This window comes from Planobispora longispora, assembly GCF_016863135.1.
Lineage (GTDB): Bacteria > Actinomycetota > Actinomycetes > Streptosporangiales > Streptosporangiaceae > Planobispora > Planobispora longispora.
In genome coordinates this window covers 124,143-149,761 of record NZ_BOOH01000004.1, presented here as the reverse complement: position 1 = coordinate 149,761, position 25,619 = coordinate 124,143, and the positions used below count along the sequence as shown (strand labels likewise).

Below are 25,619 nucleotides of genomic sequence, written 5' to 3'. Positions count from 1 at the left end.
TGGCAGTCAGGGGCCTCTGGTCGGCCCCACTCCGCACCACCCCTCCTGAACTGGGGAAATATCGGCGGATTCGCGCGTGAACACGGTTGGAATCAGTTGACGGTGGAGAGAAGTGGAGTATGGTGGTGCGCAGTGGAGGGCAGAGGCTGTAGCGCTGAGCGCTCCGCTAGGCACGGGAGGTGGGGCCGGTGTTCCTCGGCACCCATCATCCGCGCCTCGACGACAAGGGACGGCTGTTCCTGCCGGCGAAGTACCGTGAGGAGCTGGCGGAGGGTCTGGTGATCACCAAAGGCCAGGAGCGCTGCCTCTACGTCTTTCCCGTAGAGGAGTTCAGGCGCATCACCGAGGCCCTGCGCACGGCGCCGGTGACCGCCAAGGCGGTCCGTGACTACAGCCGTGTCTTCTTCGCCAGCGCGTCCGACGAGGTCGCCGACAAGCAGGGGCGTATCACCATCCCGCAGGCTCTGCGGGAATACGCCAGCCTGCGCCGTGACTGCGTGGTCATCGGAGCCAACACCCGGTTGGAGATCTGGGACGCGCAGGCCTGGGACACCTATCTGGCCGACCAAGAGCAGGCGTTCGCCGATCTGTCGGAGGAGGTGCTGCCAGGGATTCTGTGATTCCACGGTCGACTTATCGGTGAAACGTCGTTCGGCGAGGTCTCCACCCGCAACCAGCCGCATGCCAGCTGATGCACCTTCCCCGGTGTCAGGTGGACGAGCGGATACGCGGGTGCGGATGGGGACCTGGCCGGACGGCCCGGAGTGGGGGCCGGTAAGGGCCTTTCCGATGACTTCGCACTCTGCCGCGCGGCGCCCGGACGGCGCCGCGTCGCGTTCTCGCCCTCTAGGGTCTGTTCGTGGGAGCAGGCCCCGGGCGAGGTCCCGGACCGGAAAGGGCTCCAGCACACCGATGAACGTCCGCCGCACATCCGCGAGCGGGGCGGCGTAGAGGGGGGTGGCGCCGCGATGCGCGCCGAGAAGGACATGTCCGATCTTCAGGCTCCGGGCGGTGACGTCCCCGCCGGTGCCCCCGCCCACGTCCCCGTGATGCTCGACCGCGTGCTCGAACTGCTGGCCCCCGCGCTGGACCGGCCCGAGCCCGTCCTCGTCGACGCGAACCTCGGTCTCGGCGGTCACGCCGAGGCGCTGCTGGCCGCCCACCCCTCGCTCCATCTCATCGGGATCGACCGAGACCCCACGGCGATCGAGCGTTCCACGGCCCGGCTGGCGCCGTACGCCGGCCGGACCACCCTGGTCCGCGCGGTCTCGGACGAGCTGCCCGAGGTGCTGGCCGAGGCAGGCCGGCCCCGGGTCGACGGCGTCCTGTTCGACCTGGGCGTCTCCTCGCCCCAGCTCGACGAGGCCGAACGCGGCTTCGCCTACTCCTACGACGCGCCGCTGGACATGCGGATGGACCGGGACGAGGAGCTGACGGCGGAGATCGTCGTCAACACCTACCCCGTCGGAGAGCTGATCCGGATCCTCCGGGATTACGGCGAAGAAAGATTCGCCCCGCGTGTCGCGCACCTAATAGCAAAGGAACGGGGCAAGGAAGCCATAACGTCGACCAAGAGGCTTGCGGAGATCGTCCGGACGGCGATCCCCGCAGCCACGCGGAGAACCGGGGGAAACCCCGCAAAAAGGACTTTCCAGGCGTTGCGAATCGAGGTGAACGCGGAGTTGACAGCATTGGAACGCGCCCTGCCCGCCGCGCTCGACGCGCTGACGCTCGGCGGGCGCGCCGTCGTGCTCGCCTATCACTCCCTCGAGGACCGGCTGACCAAGCAGGTCTTCGCGGCGCGGACCAGGGACACCGGCCCTCCGGGCCTCCCCGTCCCGCTCCCGGCCCACCAGCCGCGGTTCGCGTTCGTGACGAGGGGAGCAGAACTCCCGGGCGAAGAGGAGGTGGCCCGCAACCCGCGGGCGGCCTCCGCCCGGTGCAGGGCGGTAGAGAGGATCCGTGAGGCAGTTGACGAGGAGTGAGTCAGACGTCCGTCGCGCCGTTCCCGGCCGCGGCGCACGGCCCGCGCGCGTTCCCCGCGCGACGCCGCCCAGGCGCAGGCCCAGGCCGGTCGAGGCCGAGCCCGCCGCCCGGCCCGCGGCTCCGGGTCCCGTCGCGGCTCAGCCTCCGGCCGCGCTCCGGGCCCCCGCCGAGGCGCGCTCCCCGGGTGCGGCCCCCCGCCGGGGCCGCGCGCCGCGCGCTCCCTTCGTCCTGCTCCTGGTCGGCCTGCTCTGCGGCGGGCTGGTCACGCTGCTGCTGCTCAACACCGTCCTGGCCCAGGGATCCTTCCGGGAGAGCGATCTGCGCAACGACATCACCGAGCTGACCCTGGCCAAGGAAACACGGGAGAACGACAACAGGCGCGCGGAGCAGCCCGGCGTGATCGCCGGCGACGCGGAGAAGCGGGGCCGGCGGCCCGACTGGGACTCCGTCAACGCGCTCGACCCCGGAGACCCCGCCGGCGCCCCGGGCGCCGGCGACGTCCGGATGCCCGGCGGGCAGAAGCCGGTGGAGAGCACGGACCGGTGAAGGACAGCGGTGGCCGCGGTCCGGGATCCGGCCGCGGCGGTTCCGGCCGTCGCGGCCCGGGCCGTCCCGAAGGCCAGGGAAGGCCGGGCGGCGCGGACCGGCAGGGGCGCCCGGACGGTCCGGAGGGCACGGGCCGGTCCGGCCTGCCGGGTCCGCCGGGCGCGGGACGGCCGCGCCCCCCGGGCGGGCAGGCGGGCTCGGGCGAGCCGCGACGGCCGGGCCGCACGGACGGCACGGCGCGGCCGGGTCGCAGGGATGAGAACAGGCAGCCGGGCCGCACGGACGGCACGGCGCGGCCTGGGCGTGCGGACGGGACCGCGAGGTCCGGCCGGGCCGACGGGACCGCGAGGCCGGACAGGGGCGCGGGCGCGCGACCGGGGCGCGAGGAGGGGACGGCGCGTTCCGGAGCGCCCGGAAGGCCGCGGCGCCCCGAGGGCTCACGCCCCGAGCGGCCGCGCTCTGACAGGCCGCGTTCCGAGACGTCGCGCTCTGACAGGTCGCGTCCCGAGACCTCACGTTCCGAGACGTCGCGCTCTGAAGGGGCGCGCTCCGAGCGGCCGCGTCCCGAGGCGGCGCGCCCCGGCGCGGCGCGGCGCGGGGACGGCTCCGGGGCGGGCAGGCCGCCCCGGCCGCCGCGTGCCCCCAGGCCCCCCCAGCCGCCCCGGGCGCCGCGCCCGCCCGCGATGCTGCGCCTGGGCAACCCCAACAGGCGCATCCACATCGGCCTGATCGTCATGACGTTCGTGCTGTCCATCTTCGCCGGGCGCCTGGTCCAGCTCCAGGGCCTGGACTCCAAGGTGTACGTGGCGGAGGCGGCCCAGCGGCGCGTCCAGGAGGAGAAGATCCCCGCGCGGCGCGGTTCGGTCACCGACGTCAACGGGCACGAGCTCGCCCTGACGATCGAGGCGCGCGAGATCTTCCTCGATCCCGCGGTGGTCGTTCCCGGCGAGCGCGACAAGGTGGCCACGACGCTGGCCGCGGAGCTCGGCGTGCCGGAGGACCAGGTCGCGGCCAAGCTCGCCGACCCCGCCAAGCACTACGTCCCGCTGGCGACCGTCACCCCGGCGGTGGCGCGCAAGGTGCTGGCGCACGAGTTCAAGGGCGTCGGGAGCAAGCACAAGTACCTCAGGGACTACCCCGGCGGCGACCTCGCCGGCAGCCTGATCGGTTTCGTCGGCGACGACGGCTACGGGCTGAGCGGCATGGAACTGCTCCACAACAAGCTGCTCGCCGGGCGCGACGGCGAGCAGATCATGGAGACCGGGCGCGACGGCGAGCGGATCCCGATGACCCGCACCACCCGCCAGACCCCGGTGGCGGGCAGGGACGTGCGGCTCACCATCGACCGGGACATCCAGTGGGCCGCGCAGCAGTCGATCACCGAGCAGGTGAGGGCCACCGGCGCCCGTACCGGCAGCGTCATCGTGATGGACGTGCAGACCGGCCAGGTGGTGGCCGCCGCCAACGCCCCCGAGCTGGACCTGAAGAACTGGAAGAAGACCCCCTCGGAGGGCTGGGTCAACCGGGCCGTGGCCGACGTGTTCGAGCCCGGCAGCACCAACAAGGTGATCACCGCCGCCGCCGCGCTGGAGTCGGGGGCCGTGCGGCCCGAGACCGTGTTCACGGTGAAGGACGAGATCAGGTGCGCCGACCGGGTGCTGCGCGACTCGCACCCGCACCCCACCGAGCGGCTGACCTTCTCCGGCGTGGTCGCCACCTCCAGCAACGTGGGCACCATCCTCGCCGCCCAGAAGGTGGGGGACCGCAGGCTCCACGACATGCTGCGGCGCTTCGGGTTCGGCTCCAAGCCAGGCGCGGGCTTCTACGGGGAGGAGGCCGGGCTGCTGCCGTCCTGGCAGAACTGGTCGGGCAGCCAGCGCTGCACGATCGCCTACGGGCAGGGCGTCTCGGTCACCGCGCTCCAGACGGCCAGCGTCTACCAGACCATCGCCAACGGCGGGATCCGGGTCGCCCCGTCGATCGTGGCGGGCGCCACCGACGCGAACGGCGCGTTCGTGCCGGCGCCGCCGGGCAAGCGGACGCGGGTGGTCGGCGAGCGCACCGCCAGGGAGGTCACCACGATGCTGGAGGCCGCGGTGAGCGAGGACGGCACCGGCACGCTGGCCGCGATCGACGGCTACCGGGTGGCCGGCAAGACCGGCACCGCGATGCGCTACGACGCCGCATGCCAGGGCTACTGCGGCTACACCGCGACCTTCGTCGGCTTCGCCCCGGCCGACAAGCCGCGCCTGGTGGTCCTGGCGGTGATCCAGGACCCCCGCGAGGGCCACTACGGCGGGGAGATCGCCGCCCCCGTGTTCAGGAAGGTGATGACGTTCGCGTTGAAGAGCAAGAAGGTCCCGCCCACCGGAACGACGCCGCCCGCGGTGCGGATACGCGCCGGGGAGTGAGCGGGAACGGTACGCTCTCGCCGTGCGTCCCCCGTCGTCCATGCGACCTTCAACCAGTTCACCCCGGCCGCTGTCCGGGCTAGCGAGCCTGCTCGGCGCGCCTTCGGGCACGTCGCGGACGGCGCTGGCCGCGGTCTCGGGAGTCACCATCGACTCGCGCCAGGTCCGGCGCGGAGACCTCTACGTCGCGCTGCCCGGAGCCACGGCGCACGGCGCCGACTTCGCCGCGCAGGCGCTGTCCGCCGGGGCCGCCGCGATCCTGACCGACCCCGAGGGCCGCGAGGCCGCGGTCGCGACCGGGCTGCCGGTCCTGGTGGTCGACGACCCGCGGGCCCTGCTCGGCCGGGTCGCCGCCTGGGTGTACGGCGATCCCGCGCGGGAGGTGACGGTCATCGGCGTCACCGGCACCAGCGGCAAGTCCACCACCACCTTCCTGCTCGAAGCCGGGCTGCGGGCCGCCGGCCACCGGACCGGTCTGATCGGCGGGGTCGAGATCCACGCGGGCGACCTGCGCTTCGCGCCCAAGCTGACCACGCCGGAGGCCAGCGACCTGCAGGGCCTGTTCGCCCTCATGCGGGAGGAGGGCGTGACCGCCGCCGCGATGGAGGTCTCCAGCCACGCGCTGGCGCTGGGCCGCGTCGACTCCGTCTTCTACGACGTCGCGCTGTTCACCAACCTCTCCCAGGACCACCTGGACTTCCACAAGGACCTCGACGACTACTTCGCGACCAAGGCCCGGCTGTTCACGCCGGAGATGAGCCGCGTGGGCGTCGTCAACGTCGACGACGCCCACGGGCGGGAGCTCCTCGGCCGGGCCGGGATCCCGATGACCACCTTCTCCGCCCGGGGCGCCGGGGAGGCCGAGTGGCGGGCCGTGGACGTGCGCCTGGGGGCCGACGGCAGCGTCTTCCGGGTCGCCGGTCCCGGCGGCGTGGAGGAGGACGTCACGCTCGCCCTGCCGGGCCCGTTCAACGTGGCCAACGCGCTGGGCGCGATCGTCTCCCTGGTGGAGGCGGGCGTGCCGCTGCGCACCGCCGTGGCGGGCGTGGGCGCCCTGCCCGGGGTGCCCGGCCGGATGGAGCGGGTCCCGGGCGCCGAGGACTTCCAGGTGATCGTCGACTACTCCCACAAGCCGGGCGCGGTGGAGTCGGTGCTGCGCTCGGTGCGCGAGGTCACGGCCGGGAGGCTGACCGTGGTGCTGGGCTGCGGGGGCGACCGGGACAGGGGCAAACGCCCGATGATGGGGGAGGCCGCCGCCCGCCTGGCGGATGTGGCTATCCTCACCAGCGACAACCCTCGCTCGGAGGACCCCCTGCGGATCCTGGCCGAGATGATGGACGGAGTCCTCGGCGTGCCCGAGGAGGAGCGCGCACATGTGATCATTGAGCCGGACCGGGCCGCGGCCATCGACCTGGCGATCGCCCGGGCGGGTTTCGGCGACGTCGTCGTCGTGGCCGGCAAGGGCCACGAGCAAGGTCAGTATGTCGGCGATCAGGTTCTCCCGTTCGACGACAGGCAGGTGGTGGCCGACGCGATCGTCAGACGGCGGAACCGGACCGGGCGCCGAAGCACGTATGGAGAGTAGGGAAGCCACATCATGATCCCGTTGCCACTGGCCAGGATCGCCGAGATAACCTCGGGCGCCCTCACGGGCATGACCGATCCCCGCGCGGTGGTGCGCGGCCCGGTCGTCATCGACTCCCGGGCCGCCGTACCGGGGTCGCTGTTCGTCGCCTTCAAGGGCGAGCGGGCCGACGGGCACGACTTCGCCGCCCAGGCCGTCGAGGCCGGCGCGGTGGCCGTGCTGGCGGAGCGGGCGCTGGAGGTCCCGACGGTGATCGTCAGTGACACGAAGGCCGCGCTGGCGGCCCTCGCGGCGGCCGTCTGCGCCGAGCTGCCCCGCTCCACGATCATCGGCGTGACCGGCTCGGCCGGCAAGACCACCACCAAGGACCTGCTGGCCCGCCTCACCGCCAGGATCGGCCCGACGATCGCCCCGGCCGGCTCGTTCAACAACGAGATCGGCCACCCGCTGACCGTCCTGAAGGCCGACGAGACCACCCGCTACCAGGTGCTGGAGCTCAGCGCCCGCAACGTCGGGCACATCTCCTACCTGGCCCGCATCGCCCCGCCGAAGATCGGCGTGGTCCTCAACGTCGGCACCGCCCACCTGGGCGTCTTCGGCGGCAAGGAGGCGATCGCCCGGGCCAAGGGCGAGCTGGTGGAGGCGCTGCCCGCCGACGGCGTGGCCGTGCTGAACGCCGACGACCCGCTGGTGGCCGCGATGGCCGAGCGCACCGCCGCCCGGGTCACCTGGTACGGCCGGGCCGCCGAGGCCACCGTACGGGCCGAGGGCGTGACCGTCGACGAGCGGGGCCGCCCCTCCTTCACGCTGCGCACCCCCTCGGGCGCCGCGCCGGTCGCCCTGCGCCTGTACGGCGAGCACGCCGTGGAGAACGCCCTGGCCGCCGCCGCGGCCGCCTACGAGCTCGGCCTGCCGGTCGCCACCATCGCCGAGGAGCTGTCGGAGGCCGAGCCCCGCAGCCGCTGGCGGATGGAGGTCACCGACCGCGCCGACGGCGTCACCGTGATCAACGACGCCTACAACGCCAATCCCGACTCCATGCGCGCGGCCTTCGGCGCCCTGGACGCCCTGGCGGGGGCCCGCCGCCGCTTCGCGGTCGTCGCCTCCCTGCAGGAGCTGGGTGAGGAGAGCGACGCGCTGAACGAGGGCGTGGGCCGTCTCGCCGGGGGCGCGGGGCTGACGGGGCTGTTCGTCGTCGGCCGGGACGCCGGGCCGATCCTGGCCGGGGCCCGCGCCGCGGGAGCCGTACCGGACGGGGCTCAGGAGGCCGCTGCGGGCGCGGGAGCAGCCGCCCCGGGCGCGGAGGCCCCCGAGGCCGTCGCGCCGCCCCCGCCGCCGGACGGCCCGCGCACCGTCGTGACCCACGTCCCGGACGTGGCGGCGGCCGCGACCGCCCTGGAGGCGGTGCTGAAGCCCGGCGACGTGGTCCTGCTCAAGGGGCCGCGCGTCGCGGGGCTGGAGCGGGTGGCCGAGGCGCTGCTCGGGGGTGACGGCCGGTGAGGGACATCCTCATCGCCGCGGCGGTGGGCCTGCTGCTGTCCATCTTCGGCACCCCCCTGGCGATCCGCCTGTTCTCCCGCCGCGGCTACGGCCAGAGCATCCGCGAGGAGGGGCCCTCCGGCCACCACGACAAGCGCGGCACCCCCACCATGGGCGGCACGGTGATCGTGATCTCCGCGCTCATCGCCTACGGGGTGGCCCACCTCATCCCGCCGCACGAGGTGACGGTCTCCGGCCTGCTCGTGCTCTTCCTGATGACGGGGCTCGGCGCGGTCGGCTTCCTCGACGACTTCATCAAGATCTACAAGCAGCGCAGCCTCGGCCTGCGCAGCGGCGCCAAGGCGCTCGGCCAGCTCATCGTGGGCGCGGTCTTCGCGGTCCTGGTGACCCGGTTCCCCGACGCCTACGCCATCACCCCGGCCGAGACCCGGGTGTCGTTCCTGCGCGACTTCGGTCCCTCGATCGGCATCGTCGGGTTCACGATCTGGGTGCTCATCATGATCGTGGGATTCTCCAACGCGGTGAACCTCACCGACGGCCTCGACGGCCTGGCCAGCGGGGCCACCGGCGCGGTGCTGGCCTCCTACATCCTGATCGGCAACTGGCAGCTCCGTAACAGCTGCACCAGCCAGCTCGGCCCGAACTGCTACTGGGTCCGCGACCCGCTGGACCTGGCCGTGGTCGCCGCCGCCGTGCTCGGCGCGCTGATCGGCTTCCTGTGGTGGAACGCCCCGCCCGCGAAGATCTTCATGGGCGACACCGGCTCGCTGGCCCTCGGCGGCGTGATCGCCGGTCTGGCCATCACCACCCGCACCCAGCTGCTGCTGATCATCCTGGCCGGGATGTGCGTGGTGATCACCATGTCGGTGATGATCCAGGTCGGCTTCTTCAAGATGACCGGGAAACGGGTGTTCCGGATGGCCCCGCTCCAGCACCACTTCGAGCTGGCGGGCTGGGCGGAGACGACCATCGTGGTCCGCTTCTGGATCGTCGCGGGCCTGTTCGCCGCGACCGGTCTCGGCCTGTTCTACGTCGAATGGGTGCCCAAGTGATCCCGGCTCCGCCGCGTCGCTCCTCCCAGTAAGGATCCGTAGTCCGAATGTTCTGTGTCCTGGGCGCCGGGGTCTCCGGCGCCGCCGCCGCCCGCCTGCTGGCCCGGCGCGGCGAGCGGGTGGTGGTCCTGGAGGCCGTGGACGGGGAGCGGCAGCGCGCCGTCGCCGCCGAGCTCGCCGCGCTGGGGGTCGAGGTCCGTTTCGGCGAGCCCGCCGGGCTGCCCGAGGGCACCTCGACGGCCGTCGCCACCGGCTGGCCGCCGCACCACCCGCTGCTGGTCGCCGCGGCCGGGGCCGGGATCGAGGTGATCGGCGAGGTCGAGCTGGCCTGGCGGCTGCGTCCCGGGGACGCGGCGCCGTGGCTGGCGCTGACCGGCACCAACGGCAAGACCACCGCGGTGCGGATGCTCACCTCGATGCTGACGGCGGCCGGGCGCAAGGCGCTCGCGGTCGGCAACGTGGGCGTCCCGGTCGTGGAGGCCGTCGCCGGGCCGTACGACGTCCTGGCCGTGGAGCTGTCCAGCTTCCAGCTGCACCGCGCGCCCAGCGTCGCCCCGCACGCCGCCGCGGTGCTCAACGTCGCCCCCGACCACCTCGACTGGCACGGCTCCATGGAGGAGTACGCCCGGGCCAAGGGGGAGATCTTCGCCAGGGCCGGGACGGTGGTCTACAACGCCGACGACGAGTGGTCGGCCCGCCTGGCGGCGCCGTACCCCGGGGCGATCGGCTTCACGCTGCGGACGCCGGGTCCCGGACAGGTCGGCGTGGTCGAGGACCTGCTGGTGGACCGGGCGTTCACCGGCGACCCCGTCCGCACCGCCGAGGAGCTCGCCTCGCTGGAGGACGTCCGGCCCTTCGCGCCGCACAACGTGGCCAACGCGCTGGCCGCGGCCGCCCTGGCCCGGGCCTTCGGGGTGTCCTGCGAGGCCGTGCGGCAGGGGCTGCGGGACTTCGTGCCGGACCCGCACCGGATCGCGCACGTCGCCCGGGTCGCCGAGGTCGACTACGTCGACGACTCCAAGGCCACCAACCCGCACGCCGCCGCCGCGTCCCTGGCCGCCTACCCGGCGATCGTCTGGGTGGCCGGCGGGCAGCTGAAGGGCGCCGACGTGGACGAGCTCGTACGGCAGGCCGCCCCCCGGTTGCGCGGCGCCGTGCTCCTGGGCGCCGACCGCGAGCGGATCCGCCGGGCCCTGGCGCGACACGCCGAGAATGTCCCGGTGGTCGAGGTGGCGGGGCAGGACACTGGGGTCATGGACCGTGTCGTCACCGAAGCCGCCCGGCTCGCCACCCCCGGAGACACCGTGCTGCTGGCCCCGGCGGGAGCCTCCCTGGACATGTTCACCGGCTACCCGGCCCGGGGGGAGGCGTTCGCCCGGGCCGTGCACCGGCTCGCGGCCCTGCGGGGGGAGGACGGCGGATGAGCCCCGGCGTCACGCCGGAGGAGGCGTCCGCCTCCCGGAGGATCCGTCCCGTGCGGGAGGGCGACCCGGCCTCGCAGAAGAGCGGTCCCGCCCGGGAGGGCGACCCGGCGGCCGCGCCGGAGGGCGCCGTCCCGGAAGCGTCCCCGAAGCGCCCGCCCGCGCGGGGGGCCTCGGCCGAGGGCCTGCCGGCGCGCCTGCGCGAGCTGCTGGGACGTCCCCTCTTCTCCTACCACCTGCTCCTGGGCGTCAGCGCGCTGCTGGTGGCCCTGGGGCTGATGATGGTCCTGTCCGCCTCCAGCGTCGAGGCGCTGCAGGAGACGGGGGACCCGTTCTACTGGTTCCTCAAGCAGTCGATCTCCGCCGCGATCGGCATCCCGATCATGTGGGCCTGTTCGCGGCTGCCGGTGCGGTTCTTCCGGCTGGCCGGATATCCGCTGATGGCGCTGTCCATCATCGGCCTGGTGATGGTGCTGTTCGTCGGCACCTCCCAGCTCGGCGCCCAGCGCTGGATCGACCTGGGGCCGATCTACCTGCAGCCGTCCGAGCCCGCCAAGCTGGGCCTGCTGCTGTGGGGCGCGGACCTGCTGTCCCGCAGGGCCCGCAACGGGGTGATCGAGTGGCGTCACCTGTTCATCCCGCTGATGCCGGGAACCGCCATCATGGCGGTCATGGTGATGCTCGGCAGCGACCTGGGCACCACGATCGTCCTGCTGGCGATCTTCCTGGCGCTGCTGTGGGTGGTCGGAGCCCCGCTGCGGCTGTTCGGCGGCATCCTCGGGGTCGCGGTGCTCGCCACCGTCGTGATGATCGTCACCGAGGGATACCGCTCGGACCGGATCGAGGGCTGGCTCAACCCCTGGGCCAACGCCGACGGCACGGGCTACCAGGCGGTCCAGGGACAGATCGCGATGGGCAGCGGCGGCTGGTTCGGGATCGGGCTGGGGTCCAGCCGGGCGAAGTGGAACTGGCTCCCGCACGCCGAGAGCGACTTCATCTTCGCCATCCTCGGCGAGGAGCTCGGCCTGATGGGGACGCTGGTCGTGGTCGCGCTGTTCGGCCTGCTCGGCTACGCCGGGCTGCGGGTCGCCACCCGGGTCAGGGATCCGTTCGTCCGGCTCGCCTCGGCCGCCGCGACGGCCTGGATCGTGGGCCAGGCGATCGTCAACATCGGCGCGGTCATCGGCGTCCTGCCCATCACCGGCATCCCGCTGCCGCTGGTCTCCTACGGCGGATCGGCGCTGTTGCCGACGCTCGCCGCGCTCGGCATGCTGCTGTCGTTCGCCAAACAGGAGCCCGGTGCGCGCGACGCTCTCCTCGCACGTGGCCCCGGACCGGCGGCGCGGGCTCTAAGCTGGCTTGGCCTGGGCGGCCCCGGAACGACGAGGCGGCCGGGGCGCGGAAGACGATGAGTGAGACATAAGCGAAAGGACCGACCTGTGAGAGTGGTCCTCGCCGGCGGCGGGACGGCCGGTCACATCGAACCGGCGCTGGCCCTGGCCGACGCGCTGCGGCAACTGGATCCGACCATCGGGATCACCTGTCTCGGCACGGAACGGGGCCTCGAGACGAGGCTCGTCCCCGCCCGGGGATACGAGCTCGAACTCGTGCCCGCCGTGCCGCTGCCCCGTGCGCTGACACCGCAGCTGCTGACCGTGCCCGGACGTCTGGCGGGCGCCATCTCCACGACGGCGCAGATCATGGACCGGGTCGGGGCCGACATCCTGGTCGGCTTCGGCGGTTACGTGGCCACCCCCGCCTACCTGGCGGCCCGGCGGCGCGGCGTGCCGATCGTGGTGCACGAGGCCAACCCCCGTCCCGGCCTCGCCAACCGGCTCGGCGCGCGGCTGACCGACCACGTGTTCACCGGCCACCGGGACACCCCCCTGGCCAAGGCGGAGCACATCGGGATCCCGCTCCGGCGCGAGATCGTCGGCCTGGACCGGCTGTCCATGGGCGACAAGGCGCGCTCCTGGTTCGGGCTGGAGGCCGACCTGCCCACCCTGCTGGTCACGGGCGGCTCCCAGGGCGCGCGATCGCTCAACCGGGCGGCGCTGGCCGCCGCCCCCGCGCTGCGCCGCGCGGGCGTGCAGGTGCTGCACGTCATCGGCCCGAAGAACACGCTGGAGCAGGAGCCGCCCCCCGGCGACCCGCAGTACGTCGTGCTGCAGTACGTCGACCGGATGGACCTGGCCTACGCCGCCGCCGACTTCGCCCTGTGCCGCAGCGGGGCCATGACGTGCGCCGAGCTGACCGCGGTGGGCCTGCCCGCCGCCTACGTCCCGCTCCCGCACGGCAACGGCGAGCAGCGGCTCAACGCCGCGCCGATCGTCCAGGCGGGCGGCGGGGTCATGATCGACGACGCCGACCTGACGCCGGAGTGGATCATCGGCCACGTGCTGCCGATCCTGTCCGACCCCGAGCGGGTGGTGGCCATGTCGGAGGCCGCGTCCCGGATGGGCCGCAAGGACGCCGACGTGGCGCTGGCCCGGAGGGTGCTCCAGATCGCGGCGCAGGGGAGAGCATGATGAGCCTGGTCAAACTGGTGGAGCCGGTCGCGGCCGAGGATCTCGGACGGGTCCACTTCATCGGGATCGGCGGGGCCGGCATGTCCGGAATCGCGCGCATCCTCCTCAAGCGGGGCGTCCCGGTCTCCGGCAGCGACGCGCGCGGCTCGGAGATGGTGACCGCCCTGCGCGAGCTGGGCGGCGTCGTCCACATCGGCCACGCCGCCTCGCACATCAGGAACGTCGACACCGTGGTGGTCTCCACCGCGATCCGCGACTCCAACCCCGAGCTGGGCGAGGCGCTCCGGCAGGGCCTGCGGGTGATCCCCCGGGCCGCCGCGCTGGCCTCGGTGATGGCCGGACGGGCCGCGGTGGCGGTGGCCGGGACGCACGGCAAGACCACCACCACCTCGATGCTCACGGTGGCGCTGCAGCAGTGCGGCGCCGATCCGTCCTACTGCGTCGGCGGCCAGCTGGTCACCACGGGTCTGGGCGCCGACGAGGGCACGGGCGAGGTGTTCGTGGCCGAGGCGGACGAGAGCGACGGCTCCTTCCTGATGCTGGCCCCCGACATCGCGGTGGTGACCAACGTCGAGCCGGACCACCTCGACAACTACGGCGATCCGCAGGCGGTCCACGACAGCTTCGCCCGCTTCGTCGAGCGGATCGGCACCTCCCTGGTGGTGTGCCTCGACGATCCCGGCTCGGCGGCGCTGGTGCCGCTCGCCCGCGGGCGCGGCCTGAAGGTGATCACGTACGGCGAGGCCGAGGACGCCGACCTCCACGTGGGGGACATCGTCCCCGACGGCATGGGCGTGCGGTTCACGGTCCGCGGCCACGGCGAGGTCAGGCTGGCCGTTCCGGGCCGGCACAACGCGCTCAACGCCGCCTCCGTCATCGCCGTGGCCGCGGAGCTGGGCGTGTCCTTCTCCGCCATATGCGAGGGTCTGGCCGCCTTCACCGGGGCCAAGCGGCGCTTCGAGGCCAAGGGCGAGACCGGGGGGGTGGCGGTCTTCGACAGCTACGCCCACCACCCGACCGAGCTGGCCGCCGACCTGCGGGCCGCGCGGGACGTGGTGGCCTCCTTCTCCGGCTCCGGCCGGGTCATCGCGGTCTTCCAGCCGCACCTCTACTCGCGCACCAGGTTCTTCGCCGAGGAGTTCGGCGCCGCCCTGGGGCTGGCCGACGAGGCGATCGTCCTGGACGTGTACGGCGCGCGCGAGGACCCCGAGCCGGGAGTCTCCGGCGCCCTGGTGGCCGACAAGGTGCCGCTGCCGTCCGCCCAGGTCGCCTACGCCCCTCAGCGCGAGGCCGTGCCCGCGCTGGTGGCCGACAGGGCGAGGCCGGGCGACATCGTCCTCACCATGGGCGCGGGCGACGTGACCGAGCTGGGCCCCATGATCGTTGCGGAGCTGTCCTCCCGGTGAGAGAACGATCCCCCGGCGGCGACGCGGCGGCGTCGCCGTCGAACCCGCGAGGGGGCGCCGGTGCGCTGGACTGAGGAGCGCGCGCTGCGAAGCGAGCGTGGGACGAGGGAAGGCACCGGTTACCAGCCCCCGAGCCGCGACGCGGCGGCGTCGCCGTCGAACAGGGTGTGGCGGACGGCTTTCCTGGCGCTGCTCACCGTGGGGGTCGTGGGCACGGCGGCGTGGCTGGTGTTCGTCTCGCCGGTCCTGGGCGTCCGGGAGATCCGGGTGTCGGGCAACCTCGCCGTGCCGGCCGCGGAGGTCCGGGGGGCGGCGGGGGTGGCCGAGGGCACGCCCCTGGCCACCGTGGACCTGGCCGAGGTCGAGGGGCGTGTGGCCGCGATCCGTCGGGTCGAGTCGGCGCGGGCCGACCGGCGCTGGCCCGGGACGCTGGTGATCGAGGTGGTCGAGCGGGAGCCGGTGGCGGCGGTGGCGATGGGCGCCAAGACCGCGCTGGTGGACCGGCACGGGGTGGTGGTCGAGATCAAGGACGTCGCCCCGCCGACCCTGCCGGTGCTCCGGTTGTCCAGCCCGGGGCCGGGCGATCCGGCGACCGGGGCGGCGCTGGCCGTGGTGAGCACGCTGCCGCGGGAACTGCTGGTGCGGGTCGCGGAGGTGCTGGTGCCGTCCCCCGAGGCCGTCTCACTCCGTCTGAGGGACGGCCGCTCGGTGATGTGGGGAGGGAGCGACCGGGCCGAGGAGAAGGCGCGGGTGCTGACCGTCCTGCTCCGGCGACCGGCGGACTCCTATGATGTGAGCTCGCCGGATGTCGTGGCGGTGGAGTGACCTCTCCCCGAGGTCGCGCGCGGTCCCGGGGCGCCCGCCGGGGCGTCTGGCGAAAAGGACAGGTGCGACACGCCGGGCGTGCTTGCGGCGCGGTTAGTTGACCCGCCTGGAGCGTAGCTCCTACTGTCCGTATCAATCCTCAGGTTGACATAAATCTAAATCTCAACTTGAGGTTGAGGGTTGAAGAAAACGACGGCACGACCCCGTGCCGCATGAAATTGCAAGTCAACGAGCGGAAAGGCCCCTCGTCGTGGCAGCACCGCAGAACTACCTCGCGGTCATCAAGGTTGTTGGAATCGGCGGCGGCGGAGTCAACGCCGTCAACCGGATGATCGAGGAGGGACTCAAGGGCGTCGAGTTCATCGCCATCAACACCGACGCCCAGGCGCTGCTCATGAGTGACGCCGACGTCAAACTGGATGTCGGGCGTGAGCTCACGCGCGGTCTCGGTGCGGGGGCCAACCCCGAGGTCGGCCGGAAGGCGGCGGAGGACCACCGCGAGGAGATCGAAGAGGTCATCAAGGGCGCCGACATGGTGTTCGTGACGGCGGGAGAGGGCGGTGGCACGGGCACCGGAGGCGCTCCGGTCGTCGCGAACATCGCGCGGTCCCTGGGCGCCCTGACCATAGGCGTGGTGACCCGCCCCTTCAGCTTCGAGGGCCGCCGCAGGGCGATGCAGGCCGAGGCCGGCATCGAGACCCTCCGTGCGGAGGTCGACACCCTCATCGTGATCCCGAACGACCGGCTGCTGTCGATCTCGGACCGCCAGGTGAGCGTGCTGGACGCCTTCAAGGCGGCCGACCAGGTCCTGCTCTCCGGTGTCCAGGGCATCACGGACCTCATCACCACCCCGGGTCTGATCAACCTCGACTTCGCCGACGTGAAGTCGGTCATGTCCGACGCGGGCTCGGCGCTGATGGGCATCGGCCACGCCCGCGGCGACGACCGGTCGGTCGCGGCGGCGGAGATGGCGGTCTCCAGCCCGCTGCTGGAGGCGAGCATCGACGGCGCGCACGGCGTGCTGCTCTCGATCGCGGGCGGCTCCGACCTCGGCCTGTTCGAGATCAACGAGGCGGCCCAGCTCGTCTCCAACGCGGCGGCCCCGGACGCCAACATCATCTTCGGTACGGTCATCGACGACGCCCTCGGCGACGAGGTCCGGGTCACGGTGATCGCGGCCGGGTTCGACGAGCCCCTGGCGCCCAGCCAGACCACGGCGCCCCAGGGGGCCGCGCGTGCGCCGGCGGCCCGCCCGGCGGCTCCGCCGCCTCCGGCCGCTCCCGTCCGCCCGGCGACTCCCACGGTGAAGAGCGAACCCCGGCCCGAGCCCAGGGCCGTGCAGCCGCCGCCCCCGCCGGTGCGGCCGGTCACCCCTGCGCCGCTCCAGCCCGCTCCGGTGGCGGAGGCCCCGTCCGCGCCGCCGCCGGTCCAGCTGGCCTCTCCGGTGGAGCCGGAGCCGCGGCGCGCGGAGGAGCACCCGCAGGTGTCCATCCCGCGGCCGACGCCCGAGCCGGCGCAGCCGACCTCCATCGTGCCGAGGCCCGCCGACCGCAAGGGTCCGGTGATCTTCGAGGAGCAGGGCGAGGACCTGGACGTCCCCGACTTCCTGAAGTGATCTTCCGGAAGTGACATTGCTCACGCCGGGGCCGGTGACAGCCGGTCCCGCTCCGGCCGCGAGAATAGATTCCGCCTGTTTGTCGGTATTTGAGCGGCGGGAACGTGACAGCGGAAACACGACGAGATGAGATCGCGGCCGGGCTGGCGGAGGTCGAGGCGCAGATCGCCGAGGCGTGCCGGGCGGCGGGCCGGGCGCGCGAGGAGCTGACCCTCATCGCGGTGAGCAAGACCTATCCCGCCTCCGACGTGCGGCTCCTGGCCGGGCTCGGGGTGCGGGACGTGGGCGAGAACCGCGACCAGGAGGCTTCCGGCAAAGCGCGCGAATGCGCCGACCTCGCCCTCACCTGGCATTTCATCGGCCAGCTGCAGACCAACAAGGTCCGCTCCGTGGTCGGCTACGCCGACGTCGTGCACTCGGTGGACCGCCCGCGCCTGGTCGCCGCGCTCAGCGGCGAGGCGGTCAGGGCCGGCCGCGAGGTCACCTGCCTGGTGCAGGTGGCGCTGGACGGCGATCCGGGACGGGGCGGCGCCCGGCCGGCGGACGTGGCCGCCCTGGCGGACGAGGTGGCCGGGGCTCCGGGGCTCCGGCTGGGCGGGGTGATGGCGGTGGCTCCGCTGGGGGAGGAACCGGGCAAGGCGTTCGCCCGCCTGTGGGAGATCGCGCAGGCCGTACAGGACGCGCACCCGGGGGCCGGTGTGATTTCCGCGGGAATGAGCGGAGATCTCGCCGAGGCCGTGGCGAACGGCGCGACACACCTCCGCGTCGGTACGGCGTTGCTCGGTCGCCGCAAGCCCTTCGTCAGGTAATGTCCCTCCAAGTGGGCCTTGGCGTTCACGGGTTCAGTCAGTGGTCGATCGGCGGTGAGCTCCAAGGGGGGATGGCTGCCACCCCGGGTCAATCGAAGTAAGACGGAGGAAGAAGCAGCGATGGCCGGCGCGATGCGCAAGATGGCGGTCTACCTCGGTCTTGTGGAGGACGACCGCTACGAGAGGTACGACGTCTACCCCGACGACGAGTACGAGGAGTTCGACGACTCGCGGCGCGGCGGCGACGAACGGGCCGGCACGGTCCACGAACGCGAGGACGACACCGCAGACCCCGGGGTTCCCGCTCCGAGGCCCGCCACGGCCGTTCTGGAGCGCCGCACGACCGATCTGGCGCGCATCACGACGCTTCATCCCCGCACCTACAACGAGGCGCGGACGATCGGGGAGCACTTCCGCGACGGCACCCCGGTCATCATGAACCTGACGGAGATGGTTGACAGCGACGCGAAGCGGCTCGTCGATTTCGCGGCAGGTCTCGTCTTTGGCCTACACGGGAGCATCGAACGTGTTACCAACAAGGTGTTCCTGTTGTCCCCTGCCAATGTCGAGGTGACCGCCGAGGACAAGGCCCGAATCGCGGAACGCGGGTTCTTCAACCAGAGTTAGAGTTCCACTATGCACATCGAGTCGAAGCCCACCCCGTCCTTCTGGGGGCAGCTGACCAGGACGGAGGCAGGACAGCAGCGTGGAGATCGTTAGCGGGATCCTGGTCCTCGTCCTGGCCCTCTACCTGGTTCTGCTGATCGGCAGAATGATCTTTGAGACGGTGCAGGCGTTCGCGCGCCAGTGGCGTCCCACGGGGGTCGTCCTGGTGCTGGCGGAGGCCGTATACACGGCGACCGACCCACCTCTCAAGTTCCTCCGCCGTTTCATTCCGCCACTCCGGTTGGGTACGGTTGCCTTTGACCTAAGCTTCACAGTGCTCTTCATTGTGGTCTTGGTCTTGATCCAACTCGTGTCCGCGCTTCCACCTCGTTGATCGGGTACCGTCCCTCAGGACAGACTCCAAGCGCGCCAAGGAGACCGAAAAATGCCGCTGACACCCGCTGATGTGCGGAACAAGCAGTTCAGTACGACCAGGCTCAGGCCCGGCTACGACGAGGAAGAGGTCGACGCCTTCCTCGACGAGGTCGAGTCCGAGCTGGACCGCCTCATTCAGGAGAATGAGGAGCTCCGCGCCAAGCTTGCGGAGTGCATGCGGGGCAAGGTGCCCGGCGGGATGGGCATGGCCATGGCGCCGGCGCCCGTCGAGCCCAAGCCCGAGATGATGATGCCGCCGCAGCCGGAGCCGATGCGGGCTCCCGAGCCGGTGCAGCAGCCCGTCCCCGTCGGAATGGGCATGCCCCCGGCCGAGGACAACATGGACACCGCGGCCCGCGTGCTCGCCCTGGCCCAGCAGACGGCCGACCAGGCGATCGCCGACGCCCGCCGGGAGGCGGACGAGACGGTGACCCGCGCCCGCCGCGAGGCCGACGACATCCTGGCCAAGGCTCGCCGCCAGGCCGAGCAGGTCATCGGCGACGCCCGCGCCCGCGCCGAGACGCTGGAGCGCGACGCGCAGGAGCGCCACCGCCAGGCCATGGGCTCGCTGGTGCAGAACCGCGACGAGCTCGAGCGCAAGGTCGAGGAGCTGCGCAGCTTCGAGCGCGAGTACCGCAGCCGCCTCAAGCTCTACCTGGAGAACCAGCTGGCGGAGCTGAACGTCGCGGCCGAGGGCAGCGGCGGCTTCCCGATCGTGGGCGGCCCGCCCGCCATGTCCCACGCCGGCGCCCCCGGGCCCCAGCAGCCCCTGCAGGCCGGTCCCGCCAACCCGTTCGGCGGTGAGCCCTCGCCGCACCCCGGGGCCTTCCAGGGTGCCGAGGGACCGCACAACGATCGTCGCTGACGAGACCGTCGCTAAGGTGTCGGGTCATTCCCCCTGACCCGTACCCGGGAGTTCTCCTGTGATCCTTATCAGCGCTGGTTTGGTGTTGACGGCCGTCGTCCTGCTCATCGCGGGCGTCGTGCTGGGCGAGCCGCCCCTGGTCATATGGTCGATCGCGGTCAGTATGCTGTCCGCGGTCTTCCTGGTGATCGGGGCGTTGCTGCGACGCCATGAACTGTTCCCCGGCGGAGGCCGTGCCGGGGCGGTTCCACCGTCCCCCCACCCGGGGGCGGGACCGGCCGGGCCGATGCCCGCACCGTCCATGGCGTCCCCTCCGCAGCACGTCCCGGCGGGCCGGCCCGCCGCGGTGCCGCACGGCGTGCGCCAGACGGCCCCGGTCGCGGCTCCGACCCGCCCGGTTCCGGCCGGACGGCAGGGCCCGCTGGACGCCGAGTCGATCGTCCTGGTGATCCCCGGCCGCAGGCGTTACCACGTCGCCGGGTGCCGCCAGCTGGCCGGCAGGGACCACGAGGAGCTGACCCACGAGGAGGCCCGGGAAGAGGGCTTCACCCCGTGCACCGCGTGCCTGCCCGAGTTCACCGCCGGACTCGCGCCGCAGGACGACGCTCCCGCACAGGGACGCCAGGACGCTCCCGCGCAGGAACAGGACGCTCCCGCGCAGGTCCAGGAGCCCGCCAGGCCGCGGACCGCCGTGGAGCAGGACTCCCCGGCGTCCTTCGCGGAGCAGGCGCCCGCGGCCCCCGCCGGGCCCGCGCCCGCCGAGTCGGCCGGCTCCCGACCGGCGCCCGCCGGACCGGCCGACCCCGAGGTCACCACCCGGTTCACCCCTCCTTACGCGCCGGCCGCCTCGGGCGGCGCTCCGCCGAACCGGCCGGCCGCCCCGCCCGCCACCCCGGCGTTCCCGGTTCAGGCACCGGCCGCCCCGCCCGCCGAGGACGCCGCGGCGACCAGCTGGTTCAGCCGCGACATCGTGACTCCTCCGGCGACCGCGCCGAAGCCCGGCGCCGAACCGGAGCCCGTCGCGGAGGAGAAGGAGACGGAGCCCGAATCCGCGGAGCTCGCGGAGCCCGCGGAGTCCGCGGACCCCATGGGCTCCCCGTCCGACATCCGGCCGGAGGACAGCGCCTCCGAGACCGTGGCCGTGAAGCCTCCCGTGACGGAGCCGGAAGGCCCCGCCGCTCGGAGACTTCCCACGGAGTCCGCCGCCGAGCGCGAGGACGTCGTGGAGCAGAACGGCGCATCCGAGCCGGTGGAGCCGGCCGAGACCGCACCCGGGCGCGCCGGGCAGCAGGTGTCGGCCGACTCCACCTCGGCAGAGGAGCCGGCGGCGGCGACGTCTCCCGGCGAGCCTGAGACGCCTCAGGAGAAGACCGGGCCGCCTGTCACCGAGGCGGCCGGGACGTCCTCCCCCGAGGAGAGGCAAGAGGAGAAGAAGGTCGCCGAGGCGCTGGCCGACGACGACACCGACACCTCGCCCAGGGGAATCCCCGCCGTCGTGGTCGAGGAGGCCGAGGACGGCGCTCCGCCGGAAGACGACCGGGCCGGTGCGGACCGCCCCGGAACCGTGAAGGTCATCGTGGGCACCCGCCGTTTCCACGGCACCGCCTGCCCCCTCATCAGGGGCGTGGACGACGACGGCCTGCAGACCATGTCCCGGGCCGAGGCCGAGGAGGCCGGTCTGAGCGCTTGCTCGGTCTGCCAGTAGCGGGCGGCTCCATGATCAGCCCCCTGACCGGCTGATCGCCGTTCACGGCGCCGGACCCCGCCGTGCCCCGTCTCGCCGTACCGGCGCCGTGTCCGCTGCTCCTGAGGACGGAGGGCGCCTCCGCGCCCGAGGAGACACGTTGTGCACCGGGTGAACGCGTCGCGAGTGCTGGAGGGACGTGCTGGGCGCCTGAGGGAGGCGTCGAGCGCCGGGTGAACGTGAGGAGGGCCCGGGGGTGATCCCGGGCCCTCCTCGTGTTCCGGGTCAGGCGGTGGCGCGGCGGAGCTGGAAGGTGAGGCCGAGGTCGGAGTCCTGGTGGGACGGGACCTCCTCGGCGGCGCCCTCGGTGACGGACAGCGCGAGCACCTCGTCGGCCACGACGCCGCCCTGGGCGCGCAGGGCCTCGGCCAGGTCGGCGTCGTCGGTGGACCACCACAGGTCGATCCGGTCGGTGATGGCCAGGCCCGTGGTCTTGCGGGCCTCCTGGACCAGGCGGATCACGTCGCGGATCAGGCCGGAGCGGCGCAGCTCGTCGGTGATGGCCAGGTCGAGGGCGACGGTCTCGCCGGTGCCGGTGTCGACGGCCCCGGTCTCCACCGCCCAGCCGGACTTCGGCTGCTCGGTGACGATCACGTCCTCGCCGGTCAGCTCCACCGTGCCCAGCTCGCCGGCCTCCAGCGAGACCGGCGACCCGGCGCGCAGGGCCCGGGCCAGCTCCCCGGCGTCGGCGGCGGCCACCGCGGCGGCCACCAGCTTCGTCTGGGAGCCGAACCGCTTGCCCAGCGCCCGGAAGTTGGGCTTGACGGTGAAGGAGACCAGGTCGGCGGAGAATCCCGACAGGTCCTCCAGGGCCTGCACGTTGAGCTCCTCGGCGATCAGCCCGCGCAGCTCGGCGGAGAGCGCGGCCCAGCCGGGGGCGCCGACCAGCGCGCGGCCGAGCGGCTGGCGGGTCTTGACCCCGCTGGAGGCGCGGGCCGAGCGGCCCAGCTCCACCAGGCGGCGGACCAGCGCCATCTGCTCCGACAGCGCCGGGTCCAGCAGGGCGGAGTTCACCTGCGGCCAGGAGGCCAGGTGCACCGAGGAGGGGCTGCCCTCCTCGCGGAGCACGTCCCAGACGTAGTCGGTGGTGAACGGCACCACCGGCGCCATCAGGCGGGTGACGGTCTCCAGGCACTCGTACAGGGTGGCGAAGGCGGAGACGTCGCCCGACCAGAACCGGCGGCGGGAGCGCCGCACGTACCAGTTGGACAGGTCGTCGAGGAACTCGGCCAGCCGCCGCCCGACCCGGGCGGTGTCGAACTCGTCCATCGAGGAGGTGACCTCGGCCACCGTCCGGTGCAGCTCGGCCAGGGCCCACCGGTCGATCAGCGGGCGCTCGCCGTACGCCGGAGCCTGGTCGATCATGGAGGGGGCCCAGGACTCGGCGCCGGCGTAGAGCGTGAAGAACGAGGCCGTGTTCCAGTAGGTCAGCAGGACCTTGCGGACGATCTCCTCCAGGGCCGCGTGGCCCACCCGGCGGGCCGCCCAGGGCGAGCCGGAGCAGGCCATGAACCAGCGCAGGGCGTCGGCGCCGTGCTGCTCCATCAGCGGGATCGGCTGCAGCACGTTGCCCAGGTGCTTGCTCATCTTGCGGCCGTCCTCGGCCAGGATCAGGCCGAGGCAGAGCACGTTCTCGTAGGAGGAGCGGCCGAAGACCAGGGTGCCGACCGCCATCAGCGAGTAGAACCAGCCGCGGGTCTGGTCGGTCCCCTCGCAGATGAACTGCGCCGGGTAGGCGGTCTCCAGCATCTCGGGGTTCTGGTACGGCGCGCCCCACTGGGCGAACGGCATCGAGCCCGAGTCGTACCAGGCGTCGATCACGTCGGGCACCCGGCGCGCCTCGGCCCCGCAGGAGGGGCAGGGCAGCACGACGTCGTCCACGTAGGGGCGGTGCGGGTCGAGGCCGGAGACGTCCTGGCCGGACAGCTCGCTCAGCTCGGCCAGCGAGCCGACGCAGGTGACGTGCGACTCGTCGGCGGAGCAGACCCACAGCGGGAGCGGGGTGCCCCAGTAACGGGAACGGGACAGCGACCAGTCGACGTTGTTGCGCAGCCACTCGCCGAAGCGGCCCCACTTGATCGTCTCGGGGTACCAGCTGGTCTTCTCGTTCTCGGCGAGGAGCTGGTCCTTGATCGAGGTGGTGCGGATGTACCAGGCGGGCAGGGCGTAGTACAGCAGCGCGGTGTGGCAGCGCCAGCAGTGCGGGTAGCTGTGCTCGAAGTGGCTGCCCCGGTACAGCAGGCCGCGCTCGCGCAGGTCCGCGGTCAGGCCCTCGTCGGCGTCCTTGAAGAACTGCCCGCCGACCTGCGGCACGTCGTCCAGGAAGCGGCCGTCGGGGCCGATCGGGTTGACCACCGGCAGGCCGTACCGCTTGCAGGTCGTCATGTCGTCGGCGCCGAAGGCGGGGGCCTGGTGGACCAGGCCGGTGCCGTCCTCGGTGGTGACGTAGTCGCCGAGGACCACGTAGTGGGCGCCGGGGACGTCGACCAGCTCGAACGGCCGCGCGTAGGCGGTGTGCTCCAGCTCGGCGCCCTGGAAGGTGGCGACCACTTCGGCGTCCTCGCCCAGCGCGGCGTGCAGCAGCGCCGCGGCCACGACCAGCACCTCGTCGGAGCCGGCGGGGCGGGCGGCGACGTAGGTGACCTCGGGGTGCACCGCCACCGCGGTGTTGGACACCAGGGTCCAGGGCGTGGTGGTCCAGATCAGCAGGGACGCGCCGAGCTCGGCCAGCGGGCCGGAGCGCACGGGCATGCGGACGTAGACCGACGGGCTGGAGACGGTCTCGTAGCCGCCGGGCTGGCCCAGCTCGTGGTCGGACAGGCCGGTGCCGCAGCGTGGGCAGTACGGCGTGATCCGGAAGTCACGGAAGAGGAGATCCTTGTCGAAGATTACTTTGAGCGACCACCAGACGGACTCGACGTAGGCCGGGTCCATCGTGCGGTAGGCCTGGGACAGGTCGATCCAGTAACCCATCCGCTCGGTCATCTCTTCGAAGGCGTCCACGTGGCGCAGCACTGACTCGCGGCAGCGCGCGTTGAACTCGGCGATGCCGTACGCCTCGATGTCCTTCTTGCCGGACAGGCCGAGCTCTTTCTCGATGCCGACCTCGACGGGCAGGCCGTGGCAGTCCCAGCCGGCCTTGCGGGGCACGCTGTAGCCCTGCATGGACTTGTATCGGGGGAGGACGTCCTTGAAGACGCGGGCCTCGACGTGGTGGACGCCGGGCATGCCGTTGGCGGTGGGCGGGCCCTCGTAGAAGACCCAGGCGGGGCCGCCGGAGTTCTGCTCGACCGAGCGCTCGAAGATCTTGCCGTCCCGCCAGCGGTCAAGCACCTCGTGTTCGAGCGCGGGCAGGTCGACCTGCGCGGGAAGGGGGCGGAAATAGGCGGACATCGGTGGCGGGACCTCCACGCTGGTGCTGGCAGTGGCGTGGAGGGACGAGACCGTACGGCCCCGCGGTACCACCCTCCTTGACTTCCGGGTGACGGAAGTCCTCTTCTTTCGGGTGCTGCCGGGTCTACTGGGTCTCCTGGCGGGCAGGGGACCGTTCTTCCGGCGGCTCGGGGGTGATGTTCCCTCCGGATCTCGCCCCGGGCTCCCACCGTCCCCGGGTCGCTCGTGCGAGGGGGTCCGGACGTACTCGTCCCCGTCAACGCCTTGCGAACTCAAACGATAACGCACGCGGGGCCTTCCCTGCCTCTCGATATCCGGTGCCGAGCGGAATGAGAGGGAAGAGGGCGGATAGTACGGGATTGGTAAAGAGGTTAGTGGGGCGTTTGCCGTTCTGTTATGGGCGGCCTAAGCTTCCCGCACCGTTTACCGCCCTGGTAGGGGTCCGATCGAGTGAGGAGGCCTACATGGCCACGACCGTACGCGCGGAGAAGAACGCGGTGGTTCCGGCACAGAACGGTCCCGCCGCCCCCTGGACGGCCGAGGAGCTCGCCGAGGTCCGCGAGCGGCTGGCCGTGGAGATCGAGGAGCTGAACGCCGAGATCGCCCGGGCGGAGTCGGAGATCGCGTCCAACGACGTCACCGACGGTGCGGGAGACGACCAGGCGGACGCCGGGGCCCGGACGTATCAACGGGAACGTGAGATCGCCCTTACCCTGAATTCGCGCGACCTCGTCGCGCAGAATGAGCGAGCGATCGCCCGGATCGACGCGGGGACCTACGGAGTGTGCGAATCGTGCCACCAGCCGATCGGCAAGGAGCGCCTGCAGGCGTTCCCGAGGGCGACGCTGTGCGTGGCCTGCAAGCAGCGGGAGGAGCGTCGCTGACCGGCGAT

At 72.7% G+C, this 25,619-nt stretch carries 20 protein-coding genes; 19 read left to right on the top strand and 1 reads right to left on the bottom strand.

Translation table 11 applies throughout. The annotated features are described in order from the left end of the window. The first annotated feature begins 188 nt into the window (after positions 1 to 188). From mraZ to Plo01_RS40825, 18 genes are all read left to right on the top strand, one after another. Positions 189 to 620, top strand: coding sequence for a division/cell wall cluster transcriptional repressor MraZ (gene mraZ / locus Plo01_RS03000; RefSeq protein ID WP_203888899.1), 432 nt, complete (start codon positions 189 to 191; stop codon positions 618 to 620). A gap of 366 nt (positions 621 to 986) precedes the next feature. Further along, positions 987 to 1,985 (top strand): 16S rRNA (cytosine(1402)-N(4))-methyltransferase RsmH, encoded by a 999-nt coding sequence (rsmH, locus tag Plo01_RS02995; protein ID WP_203888935.1) that lies wholly within the window; start codon positions 987 to 989, stop codon positions 1,983 to 1,985. Further along, positions 1,972 to 2,532, top strand: coding sequence for a cell division protein FtsL (ftsL, locus tag Plo01_RS02990; protein WP_203888898.1), 561 nt, complete (start codon positions 1,972 to 1,974; stop codon positions 2,530 to 2,532). Before rsmH ends, ftsL begins: the two co-directional genes overlap by 14 nt. Positions 2,533 to 3,215: 683 nt before the next feature. Next, positions 3,216 to 4,943 carry a peptidoglycan D,D-transpeptidase FtsI family protein gene (locus Plo01_RS02985; protein WP_203888897.1) on the top strand — a complete coding sequence of 576 codons (1,728 nt, stop codon included), beginning with the start codon at positions 3,216 to 3,218 and terminating at the stop codon, positions 4,941 to 4,943. Between the two features lie 40 nt (positions 4,944 to 4,983). Beyond that, positions 4,984 to 6,528: a UDP-N-acetylmuramoyl-L-alanyl-D-glutamate--2,6-diaminopimelate ligase gene (locus Plo01_RS02980; protein ID WP_203888896.1), complete on the top strand. Its 1,545-nt coding sequence runs from the start codon at positions 4,984 to 4,986 to the stop codon at positions 6,526 to 6,528. Between the two features lie 12 nt (positions 6,529 to 6,540). Further along, entirely contained in the window at positions 6,541 to 8,028 is a 1,488-nt protein-coding gene (locus Plo01_RS02975; RefSeq protein WP_203888895.1) for a UDP-N-acetylmuramoyl-tripeptide--D-alanyl-D-alanine ligase, read from the top strand. Continuing rightward, complete coding sequence (gene mraY, locus Plo01_RS02970) at positions 8,025 to 9,080, top strand: phospho-N-acetylmuramoyl-pentapeptide-transferase (RefSeq protein WP_203888894.1); 1,056 nt, start codon at positions 8,025 to 8,027, stop codon at positions 9,078 to 9,080. Before Plo01_RS02975 ends, mraY begins: the two co-directional genes overlap by 4 nt. A gap of 47 nt (positions 9,081 to 9,127) precedes the next feature. Next, on the top strand, positions 9,128 to 10,504 hold the full coding sequence (gene murD / locus Plo01_RS02965; RefSeq protein WP_203888893.1) for a UDP-N-acetylmuramoyl-L-alanine--D-glutamate ligase: 1,377 nt from the start codon (positions 9,128 to 9,130) through the stop codon (positions 10,502 to 10,504). Next, on the top strand, positions 10,501 to 11,913 hold the full coding sequence (gene ftsW, locus Plo01_RS02960) for a putative lipid II flippase FtsW (protein ID WP_203888892.1): 1,413 nt from the start codon (positions 10,501 to 10,503) through the stop codon (positions 11,911 to 11,913). The genes murD and ftsW overlap by 4 nt, the downstream gene beginning before the upstream one ends. A gap of 27 nt (positions 11,914 to 11,940) precedes the next feature. Further along, entirely contained in the window at positions 11,941 to 13,029 is a 1,089-nt protein-coding gene (murG, locus tag Plo01_RS02955) for an undecaprenyldiphospho-muramoylpentapeptide beta-N-acetylglucosaminyltransferase (protein WP_203888891.1), read from the top strand. Next, the gene (murC, locus tag Plo01_RS02950; protein WP_203888890.1) at positions 13,029 to 14,435 is read left to right on the top strand and encodes a UDP-N-acetylmuramate--L-alanine ligase; all 1,407 of its coding nucleotides are present in this window, start codon (positions 13,029 to 13,031) and stop codon (positions 14,433 to 14,435) included. The genes murG and murC overlap by 1 nt, the downstream gene beginning before the upstream one ends. Positions 14,436 to 14,495: 60 nt before the next feature. Beyond that, a complete protein-coding gene (locus Plo01_RS02945; RefSeq protein WP_239315828.1) occupies positions 14,496 to 15,260 on the top strand; it encodes a cell division protein FtsQ/DivIB in 765 nt (254 codons plus the stop codon). A 250-nt stretch (positions 15,261 to 15,510) separates the two neighbouring features. Beyond that, positions 15,511 to 16,875 (top strand): cell division protein FtsZ, encoded by a 1,365-nt coding sequence (gene ftsZ, locus Plo01_RS02940; protein WP_203888889.1) that lies wholly within the window; start codon positions 15,511 to 15,513, stop codon positions 16,873 to 16,875. Between the two features lie 104 nt (positions 16,876 to 16,979). Then, positions 16,980 to 17,684 (top strand): YggS family pyridoxal phosphate-dependent enzyme, encoded by a 705-nt coding sequence (locus Plo01_RS02935; protein WP_203888888.1) that lies wholly within the window; start codon positions 16,980 to 16,982, stop codon positions 17,682 to 17,684. A gap of 120 nt (positions 17,685 to 17,804) precedes the next feature. Continuing rightward, positions 17,805 to 18,311 carry a cell division protein SepF gene (locus Plo01_RS02930; RefSeq protein ID WP_203888887.1) on the top strand — a complete coding sequence of 169 codons (507 nt, stop codon included), beginning with the start codon at positions 17,805 to 17,807 and terminating at the stop codon, positions 18,309 to 18,311. A gap of 79 nt (positions 18,312 to 18,390) precedes the next feature. Further along, positions 18,391 to 18,684 (top strand): YggT family protein, encoded by a 294-nt coding sequence (locus tag Plo01_RS02925; RefSeq protein WP_203888886.1) that lies wholly within the window; start codon positions 18,391 to 18,393, stop codon positions 18,682 to 18,684. A gap of 51 nt (positions 18,685 to 18,735) precedes the next feature. Next, positions 18,736 to 19,590, top strand: a complete 855-nt coding sequence (locus tag Plo01_RS02920; RefSeq protein ID WP_239315827.1) for a DivIVA domain-containing protein — start codon at positions 18,736 to 18,738, stop codon at positions 19,588 to 19,590. A gap of 79 nt (positions 19,591 to 19,669) precedes the next feature. Continuing rightward, a complete protein-coding gene (locus tag Plo01_RS40825) occupies positions 19,670 to 21,295 on the top strand; it encodes a hypothetical protein (RefSeq protein WP_203888885.1) in 1,626 nt (541 codons plus the stop codon). A gap of 264 nt (positions 21,296 to 21,559) precedes the next feature. Here Plo01_RS40825 and ileS read toward each other — a convergent pair whose 3' ends face one another. Next, positions 21,560 to 24,727 (bottom strand): isoleucine--tRNA ligase, encoded by a 3,168-nt coding sequence (ileS, locus tag Plo01_RS02910; protein ID WP_203888884.1) that lies wholly within the window; start codon positions 24,725 to 24,727, stop codon positions 21,560 to 21,562. Positions 24,728 to 25,191: 464 nt separating this feature from the next. On the opposite strand from ileS, the gene Plo01_RS02905 reads away from it, so the two are divergent. Beyond that, complete coding sequence (locus Plo01_RS02905) at positions 25,192 to 25,611, top strand: TraR/DksA family transcriptional regulator (RefSeq protein ID WP_203888883.1); 420 nt, start codon at positions 25,192 to 25,194, stop codon at positions 25,609 to 25,611. Positions 25,612 to 25,619: the final 8 nt, after the last annotated feature.